The sequence below is a fragment of the Arthrobacter sp. NPDC056493 genome, from assembly GCF_042795115.1.
GTDB lineage: Bacteria > Actinomycetota > Actinomycetes > Actinomycetales > Micrococcaceae > Arthrobacter.
The window spans coordinates 38,108-57,761 of sequence record NZ_JBHTSL010000016.1 but is presented as its reverse complement, the minus strand read 5'-3'; the positions used below and the strand labels follow the sequence as shown (position 1 = coordinate 57,761).

Here is a 19,654-nt window from a genome sequence, read left to right as displayed (position 1 = left end):
CCCGCAACTTCGTTGCCGCGCACCCGAGCGCCGGACGGCGTTCTCTGGCAGAGTATGACCATGCTCACTGTTATCGGCGAGGGCCTCGTTGACGTGGTCCAGCGCAGCTCCGGAATCGAAGCCCATGTGGGTGGCAGCCCGCTCAACGTCGCCGTCGGGCTCGCCCGGCTGGGGCACCCGGTACAGTTCGTTGGCCGGTACGGCCGCGACGCCTACGGTGAGTCGGTGGCCGCCCACCTGCGGGCGAGTTCGGTCATGCTCCCGCAGGCCCCGGACGGGCTGCCCACCAGCGTGGCCACCGCACTGGTGGACGACGCCGGCGCCGCCACCTACACGTTCGACCTTGCCTGGGAGCTCCCCGGGCTGGGAGAGCGGCTGCCGTTCATGCTGCAGGGAACCACGCTGCTGCACACCGGCTCCATTGCCACCATGCTGGCGCCCGGCGCCGCGGAGGTGCTGGCCGCCGTCGAACATGCCCACCCGGCGTCGACCATCAGCTTTGACCCCAACTGCCGCCCCAGCATCATCACGGACGCCGATTACGCCCGCCGGCAGGCGGAAAAGTTCGTGACCCTCGCGGACATCGTCAAGGCCTCCGACGAGGACCTTGCCTGGCTCTACCCCGGAGTGGACCCGCTGGAGTCCGCGCGCCGCTGGCTGAAGCTTGGCGGTGAGGAGGGGCCGGCGGTGGTGGTGGTGACGCGCGGTGCGGCCGGGCCGTGGGGGATCACCGCCGCAGGGGAGGCCGAGTTTGCCGCGCCCCGCGTGGAGGTGGCAGACACCGTTGGCGCCGGGGATTCCTTCATGGCCGCGCTGCTGTCCGGCGTGGTGGACCGCGGCCTGGACGGCGCGCAGAACCGGGCAAACCTGCGGGCGCTCCCGGCCGAGGGGCTCGCCGCGCTCCTCGCCCACGCCTCGCGCGCTGCGGCGGTGACCGTGTCCCGGGCCGGCGCCAATCCGCCCACCCGGGCGGAGCTCAACCGCGCCGAAGCAGCAGCGGAAGCCGAAGTTCCCACCACCTGAGAGGCAGCCATGACATCGCCGGGCCCGTTTACGAACCTGCCGGACGTGCCCACGTTCGGGCTCACCAGCCGGTCGTTCGAGGACGGCGGGACCCTGCCCCCGCCGCAGCGCAGCGGCAGGATGCATGCCGGAGGCGCCGACGAGTCCCCGCAGCTGAGCTGGACCGGGGCGCCGGACGGGACCAGGAGCTACGCCGTCACCGTCTTCGATCCGGATGCTCCGGGCGCCGGCGGGTTCTGGCACTGGGCGGTGCTTAACATCCCGGCGGACGTCACGTCGTTGGTGGAGGGCGCCGGGGCCGAGTCCGGTCCGCAGCTCCCGCCGGCTGCCGTGCAGCTGAAGAACGACGGCGGCTTTCGCGGCTATCTGGGGGCGGCGCCGCCTCCCGGACACGGGCGGCACCGCTATATCGTGACCGTCTATGCGCTGGACGCTGAGGAGCTGCCGGGAGGGGCAGGCACAAAGCCTGCGGGGCTGGGATCCGCACTCGCCCGTCACCTGCTGGGCGCGGCGACGCTCACCGGCGTATACCAGCGCTGAGCCGTCGGCGGAGGCTCCTCGAATAGAACTATTGACAGGACAAAGTCCCGCTCTTATTCTCAAGTAATGGAGCGCTCCAAGTGCGCTCAATCACATCGCCTGTCGCCCCGGGGAGGGTGCAGGGGTGTGGTCCCCATCATCTGGACACGATCGAAGGAGATCACCAGTGAAGAAGTTCTTTTGGCGCCGTGCGGCGGTCGCTGCAGTTGCCATCCCGATGCTTGCCCTGACGGCCTGCTCCAGCCAGGGCGGAAGGGCACCGGAAGCCAACAGCGGTGGCGGCGGAGGCCAGGCCGTCTCGACTCCGCGCATGAAGATTGCCCTGGTCACGCACGCCCCGGCGGGCGACACCTTCTGGGACACCGTCCGGAAGGGCGCCGAGGAGGCCGCCGCCAAGGACAACGTGGAGCTCCTCTACACGAACGATCCCGAAGCCGGCCGGCAGGCGCAGCTGATCCAGCAGGCCGTGGACCAGAAGGTGGACGGGATCGCCGTCACCCTGGCCACGCCCGGCGCTCTGAAGGATTCCCTCAAGAAGGCCTCTGACGCCGGCATCCCCATCGTGAGCCTGAATGCCGGTGAGGACGTCTCCAGGCAGCTCGGGGCGTTTACGCACTTCGGCTCCAACGAGCAACTCGCCGGCCAGGCGGTGGGCGAGAAACTGGCGGCCGAGAACTTCAAGCACCCCATCTGCGTAATCCAGGCGCAGGGGCATGTGGGGCTGGAAGCGCGCTGCGCCGGCGTGAAGTCCAAGGTCCCGGGCACCGAGATCCTCTACGTGAACGGTGCTGACATGACCTCTGTTGAGTCGACGGCAACGGCCAAGCTGCAGGCGGCCAAGGACGCCGACGTCATCATCGGCCTGGGTGCCCCCATTACGCTGACCCTCCTGAAGTCCGTGGCAACCGCGGGCAGCTCGGCCAAGGTCGCCTCCTTTGATCTGAACAAGGAGCTGGCCCAAAAGATCGCGGACGGCACGGTGCTGTTTACGGTGGACCAGCAGCCGTGGCTCCAGGGATACGAGTCCGTGGACGCCCTGTGGCAGGTCAAGCGGGGCGGCTTCAAGCTCGGCGGCGGGCAGCCGGTACTCACCGGACCCACCATCGTCGACAAGTCCAACGCGGCGGATGTCGTGAAGTTCGCAGACCAGGGAATCCGCTAAAGGTCAGCGACGGTGTGCCTGCGGGCAAAACGGAGGCGTGCCGTTCAGGGTGGGAAACCCGCACTGAACGGCACGCCTTTGCTGCTGGTTTGCGGGAGCTAGTTTGCCTGCAGCACCGGCTCATCATTGATGGCTGCGGCTGCGGCTGCGGCTGCGGCTTCGGGCTCGCCGCCGGCCTGGGCCAGCGTCATGCCCTTGGTTTCCTCGGCCATGAACAGGCAGACGAAGAATCCGATGGCGGTCAGCACCGCGGCGACAAGCATGGTGGGGCCGATGCCCCAGTAAGCCAGGCCGAACGGCAACGCGAACGTTCCGAGGGCCGCGCCGATGCGGCTCACTGCGGTGGTGATGCCGACGGCACTGGCCCGGACATGGGTCGGGAAAATCTCGCTCGGGTAGGCCCATTCCAGGATGCTGGGCCCGCCGGAGAACAGGGCGTAGGCCACGAAGCAGCCCACAATGATGGCCACGGGAGCCGACGGGAAGAGGCCCAGGATGAACAGCGGGATGGCCATCAGGGCGAAGCACCAGATGATGAGCGGCCGGCGGCCCCAGGACTCGATGAGTTTCAGCGCCGGGATGCAGCCGGCCAGGAACACCATGTCGATGACGACGGAACCGAGGTTGGAAAGGTTGCCTTCGCCCATGCCGAATGACGACAGGATCGTGGGGCCGAAGGTAAAGATGGCGAACAGCGGGCCCACCTGCAGGGCGTAGAAAGAGCTGCAGAAAATGATGCGCTTGAGGTAGGGCCGGCGCAGCAGCACGCGGAGATCGACCTTCTTTTTGGCGGCAGGGGTGTCATCAGCTGTTTCAAAGACCACGTGGTCGACGTTCAGCTGGTCTGAGAGGGCGGCGCGAAGCGCCAGCTTGGCGTCGGCCTTGCGTCCGTTGTGCAGCAGCCAGCGCGGGGACTCCGGTGTCCCCAGCCGCATGAGCATGACAACGGTGCCCAGCACGGCGGCGGTGAGCAGGATCCAGCGCCAGGAGCCGGCACCGAATGCTTCGAAGATGACGAACCCGACGAGGGATGCCAGGGCTGCGCCGATGAACCAGCCAACCTGGAGTACGCCAAGCATCTGCCCGCGGCGCTTCCGGGGGAGCCACTCTGCCAGGAGGGAGTTGGCAATCGGGTAGTCCGCGCCGATGGCCAGGCCTGCGATGAAGCGCAGGATGATCAGCTGCAGGGAATCCTGGACGAAGAACTGCAGCACTGACACGATCACCAGCGCCCACAGGTCAATCGTGTACATCAGCTGCCGCCCGATCCGGTCGGTCAGCGGACCCAGCAGGACAGCGCCAAAAAAGATACCGACCAGGGCCGAGGCCCCGATCAGGCTGGTTTCGAGCTCCGTTGTGTGGAAATCGGCCGAAATGCCCACCAGGGCGATCGCAATGATGCTCAGGATGTAGCCGTCAAGGATCGGACCTCCCATGCAGGCAGCGACGAGCTTCTTGTGGAAACGCGTGAACCGCGCTTCATCGATGGCGACGTGTATGTTCATGAATCCTTCTCACCTGGGTAGGGGAATGAGGCATCAGGTGTTGGATCAATCGTCGACAGGTTGGCAACACTTGATATATCAGGAGCGTAATGTGGGTCCCATCACAGGTCAATAGAAATTCGTAAGTTACGTCGCGCTGATGTAGCTGCTGAATCCGCTGACATGGCCGGCCATGAGCGCCGTTGCCTTGGCCTCGTCCTTGGTGAGGATTGCCTGGATGACTCCATCCAGCTCAACGATGTGCTGCAGTATCAGCGGGCGCCGCTCCAGCATCAGGCCCTGGATTCTGGTCCACAGATTGGCGTAGCGGATGAGGATTTCTTCCATGTGCCGGTTGCCGGCAGCCCGGTAAACCAGCTGGTGCACGGCCAGATCCAGGCGCATCAGATCGCTCTGATCCACGGTGGCGGCTTCCAGTGAGCGGATCACCTCGGAGTACTTCCCAAAGGTCTGGAGGGCGTCTGTCCGCGCCTTCCTGGCGGCCAGTCCTGCCGCAACCGGTTCCAGCGCCTGACGCACCTCGGATATCTCCTCAAGGTCGGCAAGGTCGACCGGTGCGGCGAATGCGCCTTTTCGTGCATGGGAAACGATCAGATGGTCGTTTTCGAGCCGCTTCAACGCAGCCCGGATGGGGGTGCGGCCCATCTGCATTTCCTTCGACAGCTGGGTTTCATTGATCGACGCGTTGGGCCGGATTCCCAGCATGATGACCCTGTCTGCTATCACCCGGTAGGCCACGTCCTCCAGCGACTCTTCCGTGCCGCCGGTCTTTCCGGCCATGGGGATGTCCAGCATTGAGCCCTACCTTTCTCCCCGCCCGCGGAGCGTCCGGCGCGTTGGACCTGCATTCCAAAGTCACAACTACGATACCCGGGGGCCGGAGGCGACCATGCGAATCAGGAAAGCCTGCCAGCTGATGGCTGGCAGGCTTTCCGTTTGTGAGTCTGTTGTTGGTCCGGAGGCTACGGACTGACCAGCGACGCGGCCAGGGCTGCGTCTGCGTCCTTCAGGACCTTCGAGGCGACTTCGAGGCCTTCGATGCGGCCGAGTTCGACGTCTTCGTGCTCGATGTTGACGAGCATGTTGGGGTCTACTTCGTGGAGGGCGCGGAGGAACTCGGTCCAGTAGGCGGTGTCGTGGCCCTTGCCGAGGGCGACGAAGTCCCAGGCGGCCGGCTTGGGCCATTCGTTGGCCCACTCTTCGCCGCCGAGGTTGGTGCGGTTCTCCTCCGGGGACAGCCGGCGGAAGCGGTTGTCCAGGACGCCGTAGACCGCGGCGGTGTCCTTGTTGACGCGCACGTCCTTGGCCGCGGCGTGGAAGACCAGCGGGCCGAGTTCGCGGACCACGGCCACCGGGTCCATCTGCTGCCAGAACAGGTGGGAGGCGTCCAGTTCGACGCCCACGTGGGTGGCGCCGGTCAGTTCGACGAGCCTGTACACGTCGGCGGGGTTGAAGACGAGGTTCTGCGGGTGCAGTTCCAGGGCGACCCTGACGCCGAGGTCGGCGGCAAGCCGGTCGGTTTCCTTCCAGAAGGCGGCAGCGACGCCCCACTGGTAGTCCAGGACGTCCAGGGCCGCGGAGTTCCAGGCGTTGACGATCCAGTTCGGCACGGTGGCGCCGGGTTCCCCGCCGGGCAGGCCGGACATGGTGACCACGCGGTTCTGTCCGAGGCGGTGGGCAAGGCGGATGGAGCGGCGGATGTCCTCGGCATGCTTGTCGCCGATCACGCGGTTGGGGTGCAGCGGGTTGCCGTTGCAGTTTAGGCCGGCGATGGAGACGCCGGTGCCTTCGAAGATTGCGAGGTAGTCGTCGCGGGCGGCGTCGCTTTCGAGGATGTCATCGAAGGTGGGGACGTGCACGGCGGGCAGGAAACCGCCGGAATTGATTTCGATGCCGGTCAGGCCCAGGCCGGCGACGACCTTCAGGGCCTCGGCCAGCGGGCGGTCGTGCAGGATCGCGTTGTAGACGCCAAGCTTCATAGCGTGATCTTCTTTCCGTTGTTCAGGGCGGATTCGGTGACCGCGGCGAGCAGTTCCATGTTGCGGACGCCTTCGTCGAAGGTGGCGCAGCGCGGCAGGGATTCCGCTTCGCCCAGTCCTGCGACCTCTTCGAGGAACGCCCGCGACTGGTAGGCGAAGGCGTCGTTCTGGCCGAAGCCGACCTCGGGGGCGTCCATGGCGAGGCCGCCGGCGATGTAGGGGTGGCCGGGGCCGAGGATGACCTGGCGGTAGCCGCTCTCGTGGCCGGAGCCGTCGTTGAGGAACAGTTGGACCTCGCCGGGGCGGCGCTGGTCGAACTTGGCGGAGCCGTTCTCGCAGAAGACCTCGAAGTTGAGGCTGTTGGCGTGGCCGGCCGCGACGCGGGAGACTTCGAAGCTGCCGGCGCCGTTTTCGAACTCGGCATTAAAGGCGGCGTAGTCGTCGTTTTCCACGGCCTCGAAGGTGTCGCTGACCGCAACGTGGTCGTGGCCCATGACTGCGGCGAGCGGCAGCGGCCGCTTGTCGATCGCGGTGGTCAGGCGGCCGCCGCTGATGGACTTGATGTCGCCGCAGAGGAACTCGGAAACATAGGCCAGGTGGCTTCCGACGTCGGCCAGCGCACCGGAGCCGGGACCGCCCTTGTAACGCCAACTCATGGGGGCCGACGGGCTGAAGCCGTAGTCCGTCCAGTAGCGGCCGCTGAAGTGCAGCACCCTGCCCAGGGTGCCGTTCCGGATGAGGTCGCGGATGTAGGCGATGCCCGGGGTGCGGCGGAAGGTGAATCCGATGCGGGCGATCGAAGAGGCGTTCCGGGCGGCGTCGGCCATGGCCCGCGCGTCTTCCAGGGTGTCGCTTAGCGGCTTCTCGCACAGCACGTGCTTGCCGGCGGCCAGGAGGCCTTCCACAACTTCCCGGTGCAGCGAGTTGGCGATGACGACGCTGACCACGTCGATGTCATCAGCCTCGGCGATGGCCTGCCACGAGGTGTCGTTGCGTTCGTAGCCGAAGCGCCGCGCGGCGAGGGAGCCGAACTCCGGGTTCACGTCGCCGATGGAGACCAGCCGGATCGGCGGCAGAACGGGGTTGTACAGGGCGGATGCGGTGCGGAAGGCGGCGGCATGGGCCTTGCCGGCCATGCCCGCCCCGATGACGGCTACGCCGATATCTTTGGGCATTGGTTTTCTCCTTTGAAACGGGCTTTGCGGGACTCGGCCGCTGTGACGTGTGACGCAAAATGGAGCGCTCCATAGAAACGATAAGGGCCGGACTTTGTCCTGTCAATATCCCAAGAACGCCCCTGCGTGGGTGACAATTGCAGAGTGACCCAGGAGACCGGCAGACGCCCAAACATTTACGACGTTGCCTCCGCGGCCGGGGTATCGAAATCCCTGGTCTCGTTGGTCCTGCGCGGTGCGCCCGGCGTCTCCGCCGCCCGCCGCGCCGCCGTCGAGGAAGCCATCGAACGGCTGAACTACCGCCCAAGCCGGGCGGCGGCCACCCTGGCCGGAAACCGGTCCCGGACCATCGGCGTCGTTCTGGATGACTACCGGAATCTCTGGTTCGTGGGCCTGCTGGGAGGGCTGCACGATGAGCTCGCCCCCCTCGGTTTCCGCGTGGCTGTGGCTGACCCGTCCTTCAATGCCCACCTGGACCGGACCCCGGTGGACGGCCTCATGTCATTGCGGGTGGACGGCATTGTGATCGCGACCGAGCCCACGGAGGAGATGTTCGCGGCCGTCGATGTTCCTGCGGTGGTGGCGGGCAACCGGGACGTCGTTGTTCCGGGGGCGGATGTTGTCGCCAATGACGATCAGGCCGGCGGCCGGCTGGCCACCGAGCACCTGATCGGATTGGGGCACCGGGACATCGGGCACGTGACCGGCGGGGGCGGCGCCGCCCGGCTGCGGGCCTGGGGGTATGAGGCCGCGATGCGCGAGCACGGGCTGCGGCCGCACACCGTGCAGGGGCACGGCCTGACGATGGAGCCGGACGGCTACGAGGGTGCGCTGAGGCTGCTGGATGAAAACCCGGCGCTGACTGCGATTTTTGCCGCCAACGACGTGATGGCCATGGGTGCGGCCGCGGCGGCGCGGGACCGGGGGCGGCGGATTCCGGAGGATCTGTCCCTGATCGGCTACGACAATTCGCCGCTTGCCTCAGCGAACCTGCTGCGCCTGACCACCATCGACGGCCGCAACGGTGAGGTGGGTGCCGGGGCTGCCAAGGCCCTGCTGGACCGCATGGAGAATCCGGAGCTGCCGGTGCGGACGGAGCTTGTGGACCCGGAGCTGGTGGTCAGGACCTCGACGGCGCCGCCTGCCTGACCTTACAAGAAAGGCGACCCCCACCCGCACGGGCGGGGGTCGCCGTCGTTCTCCAGGGCCGTTATGCAGACTAGAGTGCGCCCTGCGCGCTGGTGCCTGCCGGAATGGCGGCCAGCCGCGTCACTTCCACCGGCTCCGCCAGGAGCCCCTCAAGCGAGATGTTCAGACGCTTGACGGGGTCGCCGGCGCCGTGGGCATCGAGGAGCGCTGCGCTTTCCCACTTTTCGATCATCACGATCTGGCCGTTCGGGGCCTCGTGGATGGCGTACAGAATGCAGCCGGGCTCCTCGTGCACCTCTGCGATGGCGGGGGAGAGGGCGGCCACGACGTCATCGAAGGCACCTTCCTTGGGCGTGAACATGGCGGTGACAACTACGGTCATGGGTTTTCCTTTTCTTATCGGGCTACGGACTTGCGGGCTACGGAGCGGACCGGTGCGGCGCAGCTGCTGCGCGGCACGAAATCCGCCTTCACTTCGATGGTTCTGGCGCCGGCGGGGAGCCGGCCCTGCATCCGTCCAAGGACGAGTTCGAGGGAATGTACCGCGAGCATGCCGATCGGCTGCCGGATCACGCTAAGCGGGGGGCTTGTCAGTTCGGTCCACGGATTGTCGTCAAAGACGATAACCGAGAGGTCGTCGGGGATGCGAACGCCCATCTGAACGAGGCGCCGCACTGAGCTTTGCACCTGGGCGGTGTTTGCCACGATCAGTCCGGTGGGCGCCTCGGGAAGCGCAAGGAGGGACCCGACGGCGTCGCCCCCGCCATCGCCGCGGAAGGGGACGTCCCGGACCAGCATGGGGTCGAGGCCTATCGATGCGCTTTCGAGGGCCGCCCGGTAGCCGCCGATCCGTGAACGCCCCGTGGATGTGCTGGCGGGGCCGGTGATCAGGCCGATCCGCTCGTGGCCGAGGGCGATGAGGTGGTCGGTGGCGCGCCGGGCCGAGTCGGAGTTTTCGATGCTGACCACGTCGACGTCGCCGAGATCCGCAATGGCGCGGTCAACGAACACCACGTTGACCCCGAGGTCCCGCAGGCGGTCCCATTTTTCGACGTTTCCGCCCGTTGGCGTGGCAATGACGCCACCCACCGAACGGTCCAGGAGCGTATCAAGGGACTCGGCCTCAAGGTGCGGGTCCTCCTGGGTGGTCATCACCACCACCTGCACCCCGTGGCTGCGGGCCTCCCACACCACGCGGTCCGCCAGTTGGGCGAAGAACGGGTTGGCGAGGTCGGTAACCACCAGGCCGACGGTGAGGGCATGGCCGGCGCTGAGTTCGCGCGCCGCAGCGCGGGGACGGTACCCGAGTTCATTGATGACATTCAGGACCTGTTCGCGCTTGGCCGGCGCAACCGGGCCGGACTCGGGGTTCAGCACCCGCGACACCACGGACACCGAGACTCCCGCCGCTGCCGCCACATCGCGGATAGTGGGCGCCTTCTTCAATGCTCCTCCTTGCGGCCGGTGGGTTTCACCGACGTCTGTTGACACAGCTTAACACTGACTGGTACAAAAGTGGAACCGGTTCCACCCGGTAATGCAGATCACAACATCTGCTAGCCCAGATCACACCTAGCTGCGACGACGAGGTGCTCCATCCCCGGATGGAAAGCTATCCCGCTTCGGTCAGTCATCAATCAGAGAGCTCCCCATGAACCTTCACAAGCTTCTTAGCGACCGCGAGAACCAGGGCCGCCCCATCCGCGTAGGGCTGATCGGCGCCGGCCGGTACGGCACCATGTACCTGGCGCAGGCGAACAACATCCCGGGCATCCATGTTGTGGCCATCGCTGACATCAATGTGAAGCGGGCAGAAGGTGCCTTCGAGCTGGTCGGCTGGCCGAAAGACCAGATCGCACCGGACATCGCCGCCGCCCTCAAAAACCGCTCCACCACCATCGTGGCAAACGCCGACGAGCTGTTCGACGTCGACATCGACGTCATCGTTGAAGCCACCGGCAACCCGATCGTCGGCGTGAAGCACGCGCTGAGGGCGATCGAAACGAGGAAGCACATCATCATGGTCACGGTCGAGGCCGACGCCCTGGCCGGCCCGGCCCTCGCCAAGCGCGCGGAAGAGGCCGGCGTCGTCTATTCCATGGCGTACGGCGACCAGCCCGCACTCATCATGGAACTGGTGGACTGGGCCCGGACCAGCGGCTTCGACGTGGTCTGCGCCGGCAAGGGCGCCAAGTACCTCGAGCACTACCACGAGATGAACCCGGACAACGTGTGGGAAAACTGGGAGTTCTCCAAGGAGCTCACCGACTCCGGCCAGCTGAACCCGTACATGCACACCTCCTTCCGTGACGGCACCAAGGCGTCCATCGAGATGGCCGCCGTCGCCAACGGCGCCGGCCTCACGCCGTCGGACAACGGACTGAGCTTCACTCCGGGTGACGTGGAGGAGATCGCCACGATCTGCCGCCCGGCCGACGTCGGGGGAGCCCTCGCGCACGAGGGAAGCGTCGATGTCATGTCCAGCGTCAACCGCGACGGCAGCTGGATCAGCCACAACACCCAGGAAGGCGTCTTCGTCGTCGTCAAAGCAACCAACGGCTACGTCTCCGGCTGCTTCAACGAATACCCCTGGCACCCGGACCCCACCGGCCAGTACGCAGCGCTGTACCGCCCGTACCACTACGTGGGCCTCGAACTGAACATGTCCATCGCCAACGCAGCCCTCCGCGGCATCGCCACCGGCTCGCCCGTCGGCTTCTTCGGCGACGTCGTTGCCACCGCCAAGAAGGACCTGAAAGCCGGCGAATTCCTCGACGGTGAGGGCGGCTTCACCGTCTGGGGCAAGCTCGTCTCAGCCGGGCACTCCGTGGCGATCGGCGCATTGCCGGTAGCACTCGCCCACCACGTTGAACTGCGTGCAGACATCGCCAAGGGCGCAACCGTCCGCTGGGAGGACGTCATCATGGACGAGTCGCTCGCCCAGGCCCTCGAACTGCGCCGCGAAACGGAAGCGCTCGTCTCGGAAGCCGCCCTGAGCGCCTGATCATCCGCTTTACCCAGACTCCTTCCAATGAAGAAAGGCATCACATGAACACCAAGACCCGCGCCCTCACCGGAGTGCTGGCCACCACCCTCGCCGCCACTCTCCTCGCCGGATGCGCTTCCGGAGCCCCGGGCGGGGGTGCGCCGGTGGCCAAGATCCAGCTGTCCATCCCGGACCCGCTGACCTCCTCGGTGGGCGTCTCCGCCCAGCACTTCGCCGACCAGGTTAAGAAGACCTCCAACGGCTCAGTGGTTGTCACCGTGGTGCCCAACGGGACCAGCTTCAGCGGAGACCAGAACGCCGCCGTCACCAGGCTGCAGGGCGGGTCCCTGGACGCGCTGATCCTGTCGACGTCGGTGTACGCGTCCGTGGTCCCGGAAATGAACGCCATCAGCATCCCCTACCTCTTTGACGACACCAAGGAGGAGGCAGCGTTCCTGGCAGGAAAGCCCGGCGACATGCTGAAGGAAAAGCTCAAAGAGAAGAACACGGTCGCGCTGTCCTTCCTCACCCGGACCGGCCGCCAGATCACCAACTCCGAACGGCCCATCGAGCAGCCGTCAGACCTCAAGGGCCTGAAGATCCGCGTTCCCGGCAACCCGCTGTGGACCGACTTCTTCGGCAAGCTGGGCGCCAGCCCCACCACCATGGCGTTCTCCGAGGTGTTCACCGGCCTGCAGACCGGAACCATCGACGGACAGGAAAACCCGATCGAGGTGCCGTGGACCAACAAGTTCTCCGAGGTCCAGAAGTACGTCTCGCTGACGCACCACATTAACGACGCCTGGGTCCTCGCCCTGTCCTCCAAGAAGTGGGACTCGCTCAACGAGGACCAGAAGAAGGCCCTAACGGACGCCTCGGCCGAGACCGCCACCTTCAAGACGGCGTACGACGCCGAGCAGTCGGAAAAGCAGCTGGCTGAGCTTACCGCCAAGGGCATGAAGGCCAACGAGCCCACCGCCGCCGGGCTTGAGCAGTTCAAGGCCGTGTCCAAGAGCCTTTACCCGGACTTCTCGAAGCTGATCGGCAAGGAATTCTTCGACCAGGCGATTACCGCAGCCAAGTAGAACCCGTTCAGGGCCGGAGCGCAGTCGGGCGCTCCGGCCCTCAGCCCCACATCCCGCACGCAGCATCCCCGCACTCAGCATCCCGCTCTCAACGTTGACAGTCTGGAAGAACATGGAACATACACTCGCACCCAAGGAACTCGAAGAGGTCCTTCCGTCTGATGCGGAAGAGATCCTCCACCACGGGCACGTTGCACCGCGCTGGAGCGGGGCCGTCTGGCTGGACAAGGCCCTGGAATGGACTGTCGGCGCGGCGATCCTCGCCGAACTCGTCGTGATCCTGCTGAACATCATGGTCAGGGTGGTCACCGGGGATTCCGTGCTGTGGACCCAGGAAGTGTCTGAAATCGCGCTCCTGACCATCGCCTTCATCGGCGGTGCGATCGCCTACCCCAAGGGTGCGCACATGGCCGTCCAGGCCCTGATCATGCGGCTTCCGGCCAGTTGGAAGCCCTACCTGGCGGCCCTCGTCGACTGCCTCGTCTTCGTCATGAGTGCGGGTGCCTTTGCCCTCTTCGTTCCCACCCTCGTCCAGCAACTCGAGGAAAAGACGCCCATCCTCCAGCTGCCGGTGTTCTGGGTCTCGCTGCCCTTCTCGGTCGGCATGGTGCTCATTGCCTGGTTTGCCGTCCTGAAACTCTGGCGGCAGCCGCGCCGCGCCGTCCTGGTCGGGGCGGGGATCACCGCCGTCCTGGCCGCCGTCGTTGTCCTGTCCCAGCCGCTGTTCTACTACGCCTCGCCCAACCTCCTCCTCGGCGTGGTCCTGGTTGCCCTGTTCGCCCTGCTGTTCCTCGGCCTGCCCATCGCGTTCGTCCTGGCGCTGGCCTCCGGCATCTACCTCTACCTCGGCGGGATCTCCGAGGTCAGCGCCATCCCGATCGGCATGGCCTCCGGGGCCAAGGGCTTCGTGCTGTTGGCCATCCCGTTCTTCATCCTCGCCGGAACCGTCATGAACTCCGCCGGCCTGACCCTGCCGCTCGCCAAGCTGGTGGACGCACTCATCGGGCACCTGCGCGGCGGCCTGCTCCAGGTGGTGGTGGTGACCATGTACATCTTCTCCGGCATCTCCGGGTCCAAGGTTGCGGACGTCGCCGCCGTGGGCACCACCATGCGCGGCATGCTCGAGGAACGAAAGTACCCGCGCGGCGAGGTGGTCGCGGTGCTCTCCGCCTCGGCCATCATGGGTGAGACCATCCCGCCGAGCATCGTCCTGCTGATCATGGGCTCCATCACCACGATCTCCACCACCACCCTGTTCCTCGCCGGCTTTGTTCCGGCCGCCTTCCTGGCCCTCGTGGTCATGGCGCTCGTTTTCCTCCGCGCAAAGAAGCAGGGCGGCGTCTCCAGCCCCAAGGCCACCTGGCGTGCGCGCGGTTCCGCCACGTTCTTCGCCATCCCCACGCTGCTGCTTCCGGTGGGCATGGTGGTGGGCATCCTGAGCGGCTTCGCCACCCCCACCGAGGTGTCATCGGTCGCCGTCGCCTACGCCTTCATCCTTGCCGCCGCCTACCGGCGCGGCAGCAGGCGGCTGCTGGGCGATACGCTGCGGGAAACGACGACGACGGCGGGCATGGTTCTGTTCATCATCGCTGCCGCGTCGCCGCTGGCCCAGACGCTTGCCCTCGCCGGTGTGTCCCAGCAGATCCACGACCTCATGTCCGGGCTGGGCGACTCACCCATCCTCTTCATGCTGTTCACCGTGGTGCTGCTGGTCATCATGGGCCAGCTGCTCGAGGGCCTGCCCGCCGTCCTGATCTTCGCGCCGCTGCTCCTTCCCATCGCCACCGAATTCGGCGTCAATCCGGTGCAGTACGCCATGGTGCTGATCATCTCCATGGGCATCGGGTCATTCGCCCCGCCGGCCGGCGTCGGCTTCTATGTCGCCTGCGCAACCGGCCTCGAGACCGTGGAAAAGAGCCTCAAGCACTTCTGGCCCTACCTCATCGCTGTCTTCATCGGGCTGCTGGTGCTGGCCGCCGTTCCGTGGTTCAGCACCTTCCTGCCTGCCGTGGCCGGACTCATCCCCTTCTAACGAACTTCCCTTTCCAAAGAACATGAGCACAGTGACAGATACACAGAACCTCATCCCGGACCTCCCCACGTCCGTTGCCCTGCTGGGCACCGGACCCATGGGTGCCCCGATCGCCAGGAACATCCTCGCCGGCGGCGTTCCCCTCACGCTCTGGAACCGCACCGCGGAAAAAGCCAGGGCCATCGAAGGGGGACGCGTGGCTGCCACCCCGGCCGGGGCCGCCGCCGAGGTTGTCCTGACTGTTTTGCCGGACCTGCCGCAGGTTGCTGACCTCTTGTCCGGTGAGGACGGACTGCTGGCCGGATGGCGGGCCGCCGGCATCGAGAAACCGGTTCTGGTGGTCCACGGAACGGTTTCCCCCGTGGCGGTTGCCCGGTTCGCCGAGGACTGCCGCCGCCAGCACGGGGTCACGGTGGTGGACGCCCCGCTCAGCGGCGGAACCATAGGCGCCGAGGAGGGCCGGCTGAGCACCATGGTGGGAGGACCCGCCGACGTTGTGCAGCGACTCCTGCCGCTCTTCGGGCTCTACAGTTCCACCGTCATCCGCTTCGGTGAAACCGGCGCGGGGTCCACAGTGAAGGCGTGCAACCAGATCGTCGTCTCCGCCACCGTCACGGCTCTGGCCGAGGCGATGGCCGTGGCCACCGCCAGCGGGCTCGACCTCGCGCAGGTGCAGTCGATTCTGGCCGGCGGGCTGGCGAATTCGGAGGTGCTCCGGCAAAAGGGCCAGCGCTGGATTGACGGGGAGTTCGACGGCGGCGGCTCGGCGAAGAACCAGCTGAAAGACCTGAACTTCATCGCCGAGATCGCCAAGGACACAGGCCTGAAGCTGCCCCTGTCCGCCAGCGTCCGCGGTGCCTTCGAGCTCATGGTCGCCGCGGGCGACGGCGACCTGGACCATACCGGGATCTACCGGACGGTCCTCGGCCAGGGACTATAGGCCCGTCCGGGCACCTTAGGAGTCCATAAGGCGCCGGGCGTGCTCGGCCTCGGACGGATCGAGCTCACCCGGTCCGGCGCCCAGGAACTCCCAGCGGCTGGTGCGGCCGTCCGGGCCGATGAGGCTCCCCTGGCGGAGCGCGTCCTCGATGCGGCCGCGGACAACCGCTTCATCGGCCGGTTTCGTGGCGAAGATGATCCGCAGGCTGACGGTGTCGCCGTTCCTCTCGGGCCGGGTGTGGTGGGGCGCCAGCGGGCAGGGCGGCGGATGGTCCCAGCTTCCGCACAGCCCAAGGGTGACGGCGGCACCCAAAGCGCGCAGGTCGCCGTCGGCCTTCATCACCACGGTGGCCTGGTGTACGAACGCCGCACGCATACCGTCATTCCCCCTCAGTGGCACGGAGGTGCTCGAGCAGGGCGTCCAGGATGGGCAATTGGCCCTTGACCAGCTTGATGCGGGCTTCGGATTCAGCGATCCATTCGGCGCGGTCGATCTCGGGGAAGTCCTGGACGGTTCCCGACCCCTTGGGCCACTCCAGCGGAAAGGTGTTGCTCAGGATTTTCTCGGGCGCGAAGGCGGATGCGGCCGTGAATGCGGTGATGAGCTTGCCGGAGGGCTGCTTGAAGGTTCCGAGCAGCACGTAGTCCGCGGAAGGTGCCGGGACTCCCATTTCCTCGGCAAACTCGCGCTGCGCCGCCGCCAGCGGATCCTCATCTTCAAGGTACTCGCCCTTGGGAATCGACCAGGCGTGCTGGTCCTTGCGCTCCCAGAAGGGCCCGCCCATGTGGGCGATCCACACTTCCAATGCAGTTCTGCCGTCCCGCCGGTACAGCAGAAGGCCCGCGCTCCTGACCGCCATGTTGCCCTCCTGCCCCAAGGCTACCCTTGGCTGCCCGGCAACGGCTGGCGGTTGCTGTGCCCGGCGAGCAGAATGGCCGCCACGTTGGTGGCGACGATGATCGCGATGCACAACCGTTGATCGCGCCCAACCGTTGATCCTGCCCCCTGCACAGGGGAAACTGGAAAAACGAGCGGGAGGAGTCTGTCATGCGCAAGAGAACAGCCTGGATTATTGGAGCAGCCGTTGCTGCGGCGGCTCTGGGAGGAGCGTCGGTGGCCGCTGCTTCCGTCAACCCCTTCGACGACGAATCAACCACCAACGGCAGCACGGAGCAGCCGCTGAATCAAACCGACCGCGACAAGGCAGTCGACGCCGCGATGGCCAAGGTGGGGTCCGGGCAGGTGACCGAGGTCGAGCGGGGCGACAGTGCCGGTTCCTCGTATGAGGTGGAGATCCGCAAGGCCGACGGGTCCGAGGTGGAGGTCAACATCGGTGCCGACTTCCAAGTCCTGAGCCAGAGCGCGGACGACTGACACAACCAGCGAGTTTTTGTCCAGATATCGCGAGGAAATGGCGCTTTAGCTCGCGATATCTGGACAAAAACTCCTGCCAGTTTGCGGCGCGCTTCAGATCACGGATGGTTCTTTCGAGGGGAGGACTGGGAGGTTCATGTGGAAACCGTCAATCAGCTCCTTGACTCCATCAAGGACGTGGGCCGCGACGCGGTGCGCGGAGGCTATTCCCGGCCCGTCTACTCGACGGCGGAACTCGACCTGAGGGCGTGGTTCATCGAACGGGCGCTCCAGCGCGGCCTAGCCGTCGAGACCGACCGCAACGGCATCGTCTGGGCCTGGTGGGGTAAACCCCAAGACGGTGCACTGGTCACGGGGAGCCACCTCGATTCAGTGCCCGGCGGCGGCGCCTTCGACGGCCCGCTTGGCGTCGCGTCGGCACTCGCCGCCGTCGACATCCTGATGGCCCGCGGAACTGTGCCGGCCCGGTCCCTGGCCATCACGGTGTTCCCGGAGGAGGAGGGCTCCCGGTTTGGTGTGGCCTGCCTCGGATCCCGCCTCCTCACCGGAGCCATCGACGTGGACAAGGCGCGGAACCTGCGCGACGGCGACGGCAACACCTTTGCGGACGCCGCACGGCTGAACGGCCTCGATCCCCGCCACGTCGGTCCGGATCCCCACGCCCTGGCCCGGATCGGGGATTTTGTAGAACTGCACGTCGAACAGGGCAAGGGCCTGGGCAACGGCGGCCCGGCCATCGCCGTCGGAAGTTCCATCCTGGGGCACGGCCGGTGGAAGCTGAGCATCAGCGGCCAGGGCAACCACGCCGGGACCACCCTGATGGCCGACCGTGCGGATCCGATGATCGCAGCGGCGCAGATCATCGTCGCCGTACGCGATGCCGCTGCAACGCAGCCGGACGCTCGGGCCACGGTGGGACGCCTGACGCCGGTACCCGGCGGAACCAACGTCATTGCCTCCCGTGTTGACATGTGGCTCGACGCGAGGCATCCCGACGACGCCGTGACCGCCCGGCTGATCGAATCGATCTTCGGCGCCGCCCGGCAGATAGCTGCCCGTGAGGGGTGCTCCGTTGCCCTCACCGAGGAGTCCTACAGCGGCACTGTCCACTTCGATCCCGGCCTGACCCGGCGAATCAGCGGGATCCTGCCCCGCGCTCCGGTGCTGGCCACGGGTGCCGGCCACGACGCCGGCGTGCTGTCGGCCTATGTGCCGTCCGCGATGCTGTTCGTCCGCAATCCCAGCGGCATCTCGCATTCCCCCGAAGAGTATGTTGCCGACGAGGACGCCAACACCGGTGCCGAGGCGCTCGCGGATGTCCTTGAGGGCCTGCTGTGAAGGGCATCTGGTGCGAAACGGCGGTCATCGGTGGCGACGGCGGTTCAGCCGCGGCATCCGGCGTCCGGCTTGAAGTGCAGGACGGCCGCATCGCCAAAGTCACTGCCGGCGTCCCTCCCCAAGCTACTGACCAGAGGCTGCACGGTGTGGTCTTCCCCGCGGCGGCCAATGCGCATTCGCATGCCTTCCACAGGATCCTGCGGGGCCGGACCCATGCAGGGCGCGGGGACTTCTGGGTGTGGCGGGAACAGATGTATCGAAGCGCTGCCGAGCTGACGCCTGAGAAGTACGAAAAGCTCGCCACTGCAGTCTTCGCCGAGATGGTGGTTTCCGGCTTCAGCAGCGTGGCGGAGTTCCACTATGTCCACCACAGGCCCGGCGGGAAGCCCTACGCCGAGCCGCACGCCATGGAGCTGGCGCTTGCCCGCGCGGCCGCAGCCGCCGGCATCCGGCTGACGCTGCTGGACACCCTGTACCTGGCCGGGGGCATCCACTCGCCGCTCAGCCCGGAACAGGCACGGTTCGGCGACGCCGGCGCCCAAGGCTGGCTGGAGCGGCTGGCTTCGCTTCGGCAAGTGATAGCGGAGACCCTTTCCCCGGACATGATCAGCGTGGGCGCAGCCCTGCACTCCGTGCGCGCAGTACCGGAGGCAGCCCTCAAAATCGTCGCCCGGCAGTTGCCAGCCGACATTCCGCTCCACATTCACCTGAGCGAGCAACCCGCAGAGAACCTGGCGTGCCTGGAGAGTTACGGGGTCACCCCGGCCGGGCTGCTTGACCGGCACGGGCTGTTGTCCCGGCGGCTTTCCGTTGTCCACGCCACCCATCTTTCGGCGGAGGATGTCCACCTCCTCGGAGAAGCAGGCGTCGCTGCCGTCATGTGCCCCACCACCGAAGCCGATCTCGCGGACGGGATCGGACCTGCGCGCTCGCTGTTCGACGCCGGTGCGAAGATCGCCCTGGGCACTGACCAGCATGCGAACATCGATCCCTGGGCTGAAATGCGCGCCCTCGAATACGGGGAACGCCTCGGGTCCCATCAGCGGGGCCGGTTCTCGCCACAGGAACTCCTCCACGCCGCCACGGCCGGTGCCTCGTCGTCGATGGGCACACCCATAGCGTCCGCCATCGGGCCGGGAGCCGTCTGCGACCTCATGGCCGTGGACCCCGACTCGGTTCGGACCGCCGGCTCAAGTCCGCAACAACTGGTGTACAGCGCCACTGCCAGCGACGTCACGGACGTCGTCATCGCCGGCCAACCAGTGGCTTCCAAAGGCACCCATCTGCGGCTGGGCAGTGTGGGGAGCCTGATGGCCGAGGCGCTCAAGGAGTTCTCCGCCTGAAAGGCCGGGCAGTGCCTGACTGG

19 protein-coding genes are annotated in these 19,654 nt (G+C 66.6%); 11 read left to right on the top strand and 8 right to left on the bottom strand.

The window, feature by feature from the left end; translation table 11 throughout:
- Positions 1-60: 60 nt before the first annotated feature.
- The 3 genes from ACFQ50_RS09355 (at position 61) to ACFQ50_RS09345 (ending at position 2,725) form a co-directional block, all read left to right on the top strand.
- Positions 61-1,023: a carbohydrate kinase gene (locus ACFQ50_RS09355; RefSeq protein WP_377995248.1), complete on the top strand. Its 963-nt coding sequence runs from the start codon at positions 61-63 to the stop codon at positions 1,021-1,023.
- 9 nt (positions 1,024-1,032) lie between these two features.
- Positions 1,033-1,563 (top strand): YbhB/YbcL family Raf kinase inhibitor-like protein, encoded by a 531-nt coding sequence (locus ACFQ50_RS09350; protein ID WP_377995247.1) that lies wholly within the window; start codon positions 1,033-1,035, stop codon positions 1,561-1,563.
- 166 nt (positions 1,564-1,729) lie between these two features.
- Positions 1,730-2,725 (top strand): substrate-binding domain-containing protein, encoded by a 996-nt coding sequence (locus ACFQ50_RS09345; protein ID WP_377995246.1) that lies wholly within the window; start codon positions 1,730-1,732, stop codon positions 2,723-2,725.
- 98 nt (positions 2,726-2,823) lie between these two features.
- Here the strand turns inward: ACFQ50_RS09345 and ACFQ50_RS09340 are convergent, their stop codons facing one another.
- The 4 genes from ACFQ50_RS09340 to ACFQ50_RS09325 all read right to left on the bottom strand — a co-directional run bounded on the left by ACFQ50_RS09340 (position 2,824) and on the right by ACFQ50_RS09325 (position 7,384).
- A complete protein-coding gene (locus tag ACFQ50_RS09340) occupies positions 2,824-4,230 on the bottom strand; it encodes an MFS transporter (protein WP_377995245.1) in 1,407 nt (468 codons plus the stop codon).
- A 126-nt stretch (positions 4,231-4,356) separates the two neighbouring features.
- Positions 4,357-5,025: a GntR family transcriptional regulator gene (locus ACFQ50_RS09335; RefSeq protein WP_377995244.1), complete on the bottom strand. Its 669-nt coding sequence runs from the start codon at positions 5,023-5,025 to the stop codon at positions 4,357-4,359.
- A gap of 167 nt (positions 5,026-5,192) precedes the next feature.
- A complete protein-coding gene (locus tag ACFQ50_RS09330; protein ID WP_377995243.1) occupies positions 5,193-6,209 on the bottom strand; it encodes a sugar phosphate isomerase/epimerase family protein in 1,017 nt (338 codons plus the stop codon).
- Positions 6,206-7,384, bottom strand: a complete 1,179-nt coding sequence (locus ACFQ50_RS09325) for a Gfo/Idh/MocA family protein (protein WP_377995242.1) — start codon at positions 7,382-7,384, stop codon at positions 6,206-6,208. The genes ACFQ50_RS09330 and ACFQ50_RS09325 overlap by 4 nt, the downstream gene beginning before the upstream one ends.
- 144 nt (positions 7,385-7,528) lie before the next feature.
- Between ACFQ50_RS09325 and ACFQ50_RS09320 the strand changes: the two genes are divergently transcribed.
- Complete coding sequence (locus ACFQ50_RS09320) at positions 7,529-8,533, top strand: LacI family DNA-binding transcriptional regulator (protein WP_377995241.1); 1,005 nt, start codon at positions 7,529-7,531, stop codon at positions 8,531-8,533.
- Between the two features lie 70 nt (positions 8,534-8,603).
- On the opposite strand, the gene ACFQ50_RS09315 is transcribed toward ACFQ50_RS09320, so the two are convergent.
- Together ACFQ50_RS09315 and ACFQ50_RS09310 are read right to left on the bottom strand one after the other, a co-directional pair.
- Positions 8,604-8,915, bottom strand: a complete 312-nt coding sequence (locus ACFQ50_RS09315; RefSeq protein WP_377995240.1) for a putative quinol monooxygenase — start codon at positions 8,913-8,915, stop codon at positions 8,604-8,606.
- Between the two features lie 14 nt (positions 8,916-8,929).
- Complete coding sequence (locus ACFQ50_RS09310) at positions 8,930-9,979, bottom strand: LacI family DNA-binding transcriptional regulator (RefSeq protein WP_377995239.1); 1,050 nt, start codon at positions 9,977-9,979, stop codon at positions 8,930-8,932.
- A gap of 205 nt (positions 9,980-10,184) precedes the next feature.
- Here ACFQ50_RS09310 and ACFQ50_RS09305 point away from each other — a divergent pair, with 205 nt between their 5' ends.
- From ACFQ50_RS09305 to ACFQ50_RS09290, 4 genes are all read left to right on the top strand, one after another.
- Complete coding sequence (locus ACFQ50_RS09305) at positions 10,185-11,537, top strand: NAD(P)H-dependent oxidoreductase (protein WP_377995238.1); 1,353 nt, start codon at positions 10,185-10,187, stop codon at positions 11,535-11,537.
- Positions 11,538-11,581: 44 nt separating this feature from the next.
- Complete coding sequence (locus tag ACFQ50_RS09300) at positions 11,582-12,604, top strand: DctP family TRAP transporter solute-binding subunit (RefSeq protein WP_377995237.1); 1,023 nt, start codon at positions 11,582-11,584, stop codon at positions 12,602-12,604.
- A 112-nt stretch (positions 12,605-12,716) separates the two neighbouring features.
- Positions 12,717-14,636 carry a TRAP transporter large permease subunit gene (locus tag ACFQ50_RS09295; protein ID WP_377995236.1) on the top strand — a complete coding sequence of 640 codons (1,920 nt, stop codon included), beginning with the start codon at positions 12,717-12,719 and terminating at the stop codon, positions 14,634-14,636.
- A 31-nt stretch (positions 14,637-14,667) separates the two neighbouring features.
- Positions 14,668-15,576, top strand: coding sequence for an NAD(P)-dependent oxidoreductase (locus ACFQ50_RS09290; protein WP_377995235.1), 909 nt, complete (start codon positions 14,668-14,670; stop codon positions 15,574-15,576).
- A 15-nt stretch (positions 15,577-15,591) separates the two neighbouring features.
- Here ACFQ50_RS09290 and ACFQ50_RS09285 read toward each other — a convergent pair whose 3' ends face one another.
- Together ACFQ50_RS09285 and ACFQ50_RS09280 are read right to left on the bottom strand one after the other, a co-directional pair.
- Positions 15,592-15,951 (bottom strand): hypothetical protein, encoded by a 360-nt coding sequence (locus tag ACFQ50_RS09285; RefSeq protein WP_377995234.1) that lies wholly within the window; start codon positions 15,949-15,951, stop codon positions 15,592-15,594.
- Between the two features lie 4 nt (positions 15,952-15,955).
- Complete coding sequence (locus ACFQ50_RS09280; protein WP_377995233.1) at positions 15,956-16,435, bottom strand: NUDIX domain-containing protein; 480 nt, start codon at positions 16,433-16,435, stop codon at positions 15,956-15,958.
- A gap of 188 nt (positions 16,436-16,623) precedes the next feature.
- On the opposite strand from ACFQ50_RS09280, the gene ACFQ50_RS09275 reads away from it, so the two are divergent.
- From ACFQ50_RS09275 to ACFQ50_RS09265, 3 genes are all read left to right on the top strand, one after another.
- Entirely contained in the window at positions 16,624-16,950 is a 327-nt protein-coding gene (locus tag ACFQ50_RS09275) for a PepSY domain-containing protein (protein WP_377995232.1), read from the top strand.
- A 138-nt stretch (positions 16,951-17,088) separates the two neighbouring features.
- Positions 17,089-18,288: an allantoate amidohydrolase gene (locus tag ACFQ50_RS09270; protein WP_377995231.1), complete on the top strand. Its 1,200-nt coding sequence runs from the start codon at positions 17,089-17,091 to the stop codon at positions 18,286-18,288.
- Positions 18,285-19,631, top strand: a complete 1,347-nt coding sequence (locus ACFQ50_RS09265; protein WP_377995230.1) for a formimidoylglutamate deiminase — start codon at positions 18,285-18,287, stop codon at positions 19,629-19,631. Before ACFQ50_RS09270 ends, ACFQ50_RS09265 begins: the two co-directional genes overlap by 4 nt.
- The last annotated feature ends 23 nt before the right edge of the window (positions 19,632-19,654 follow it).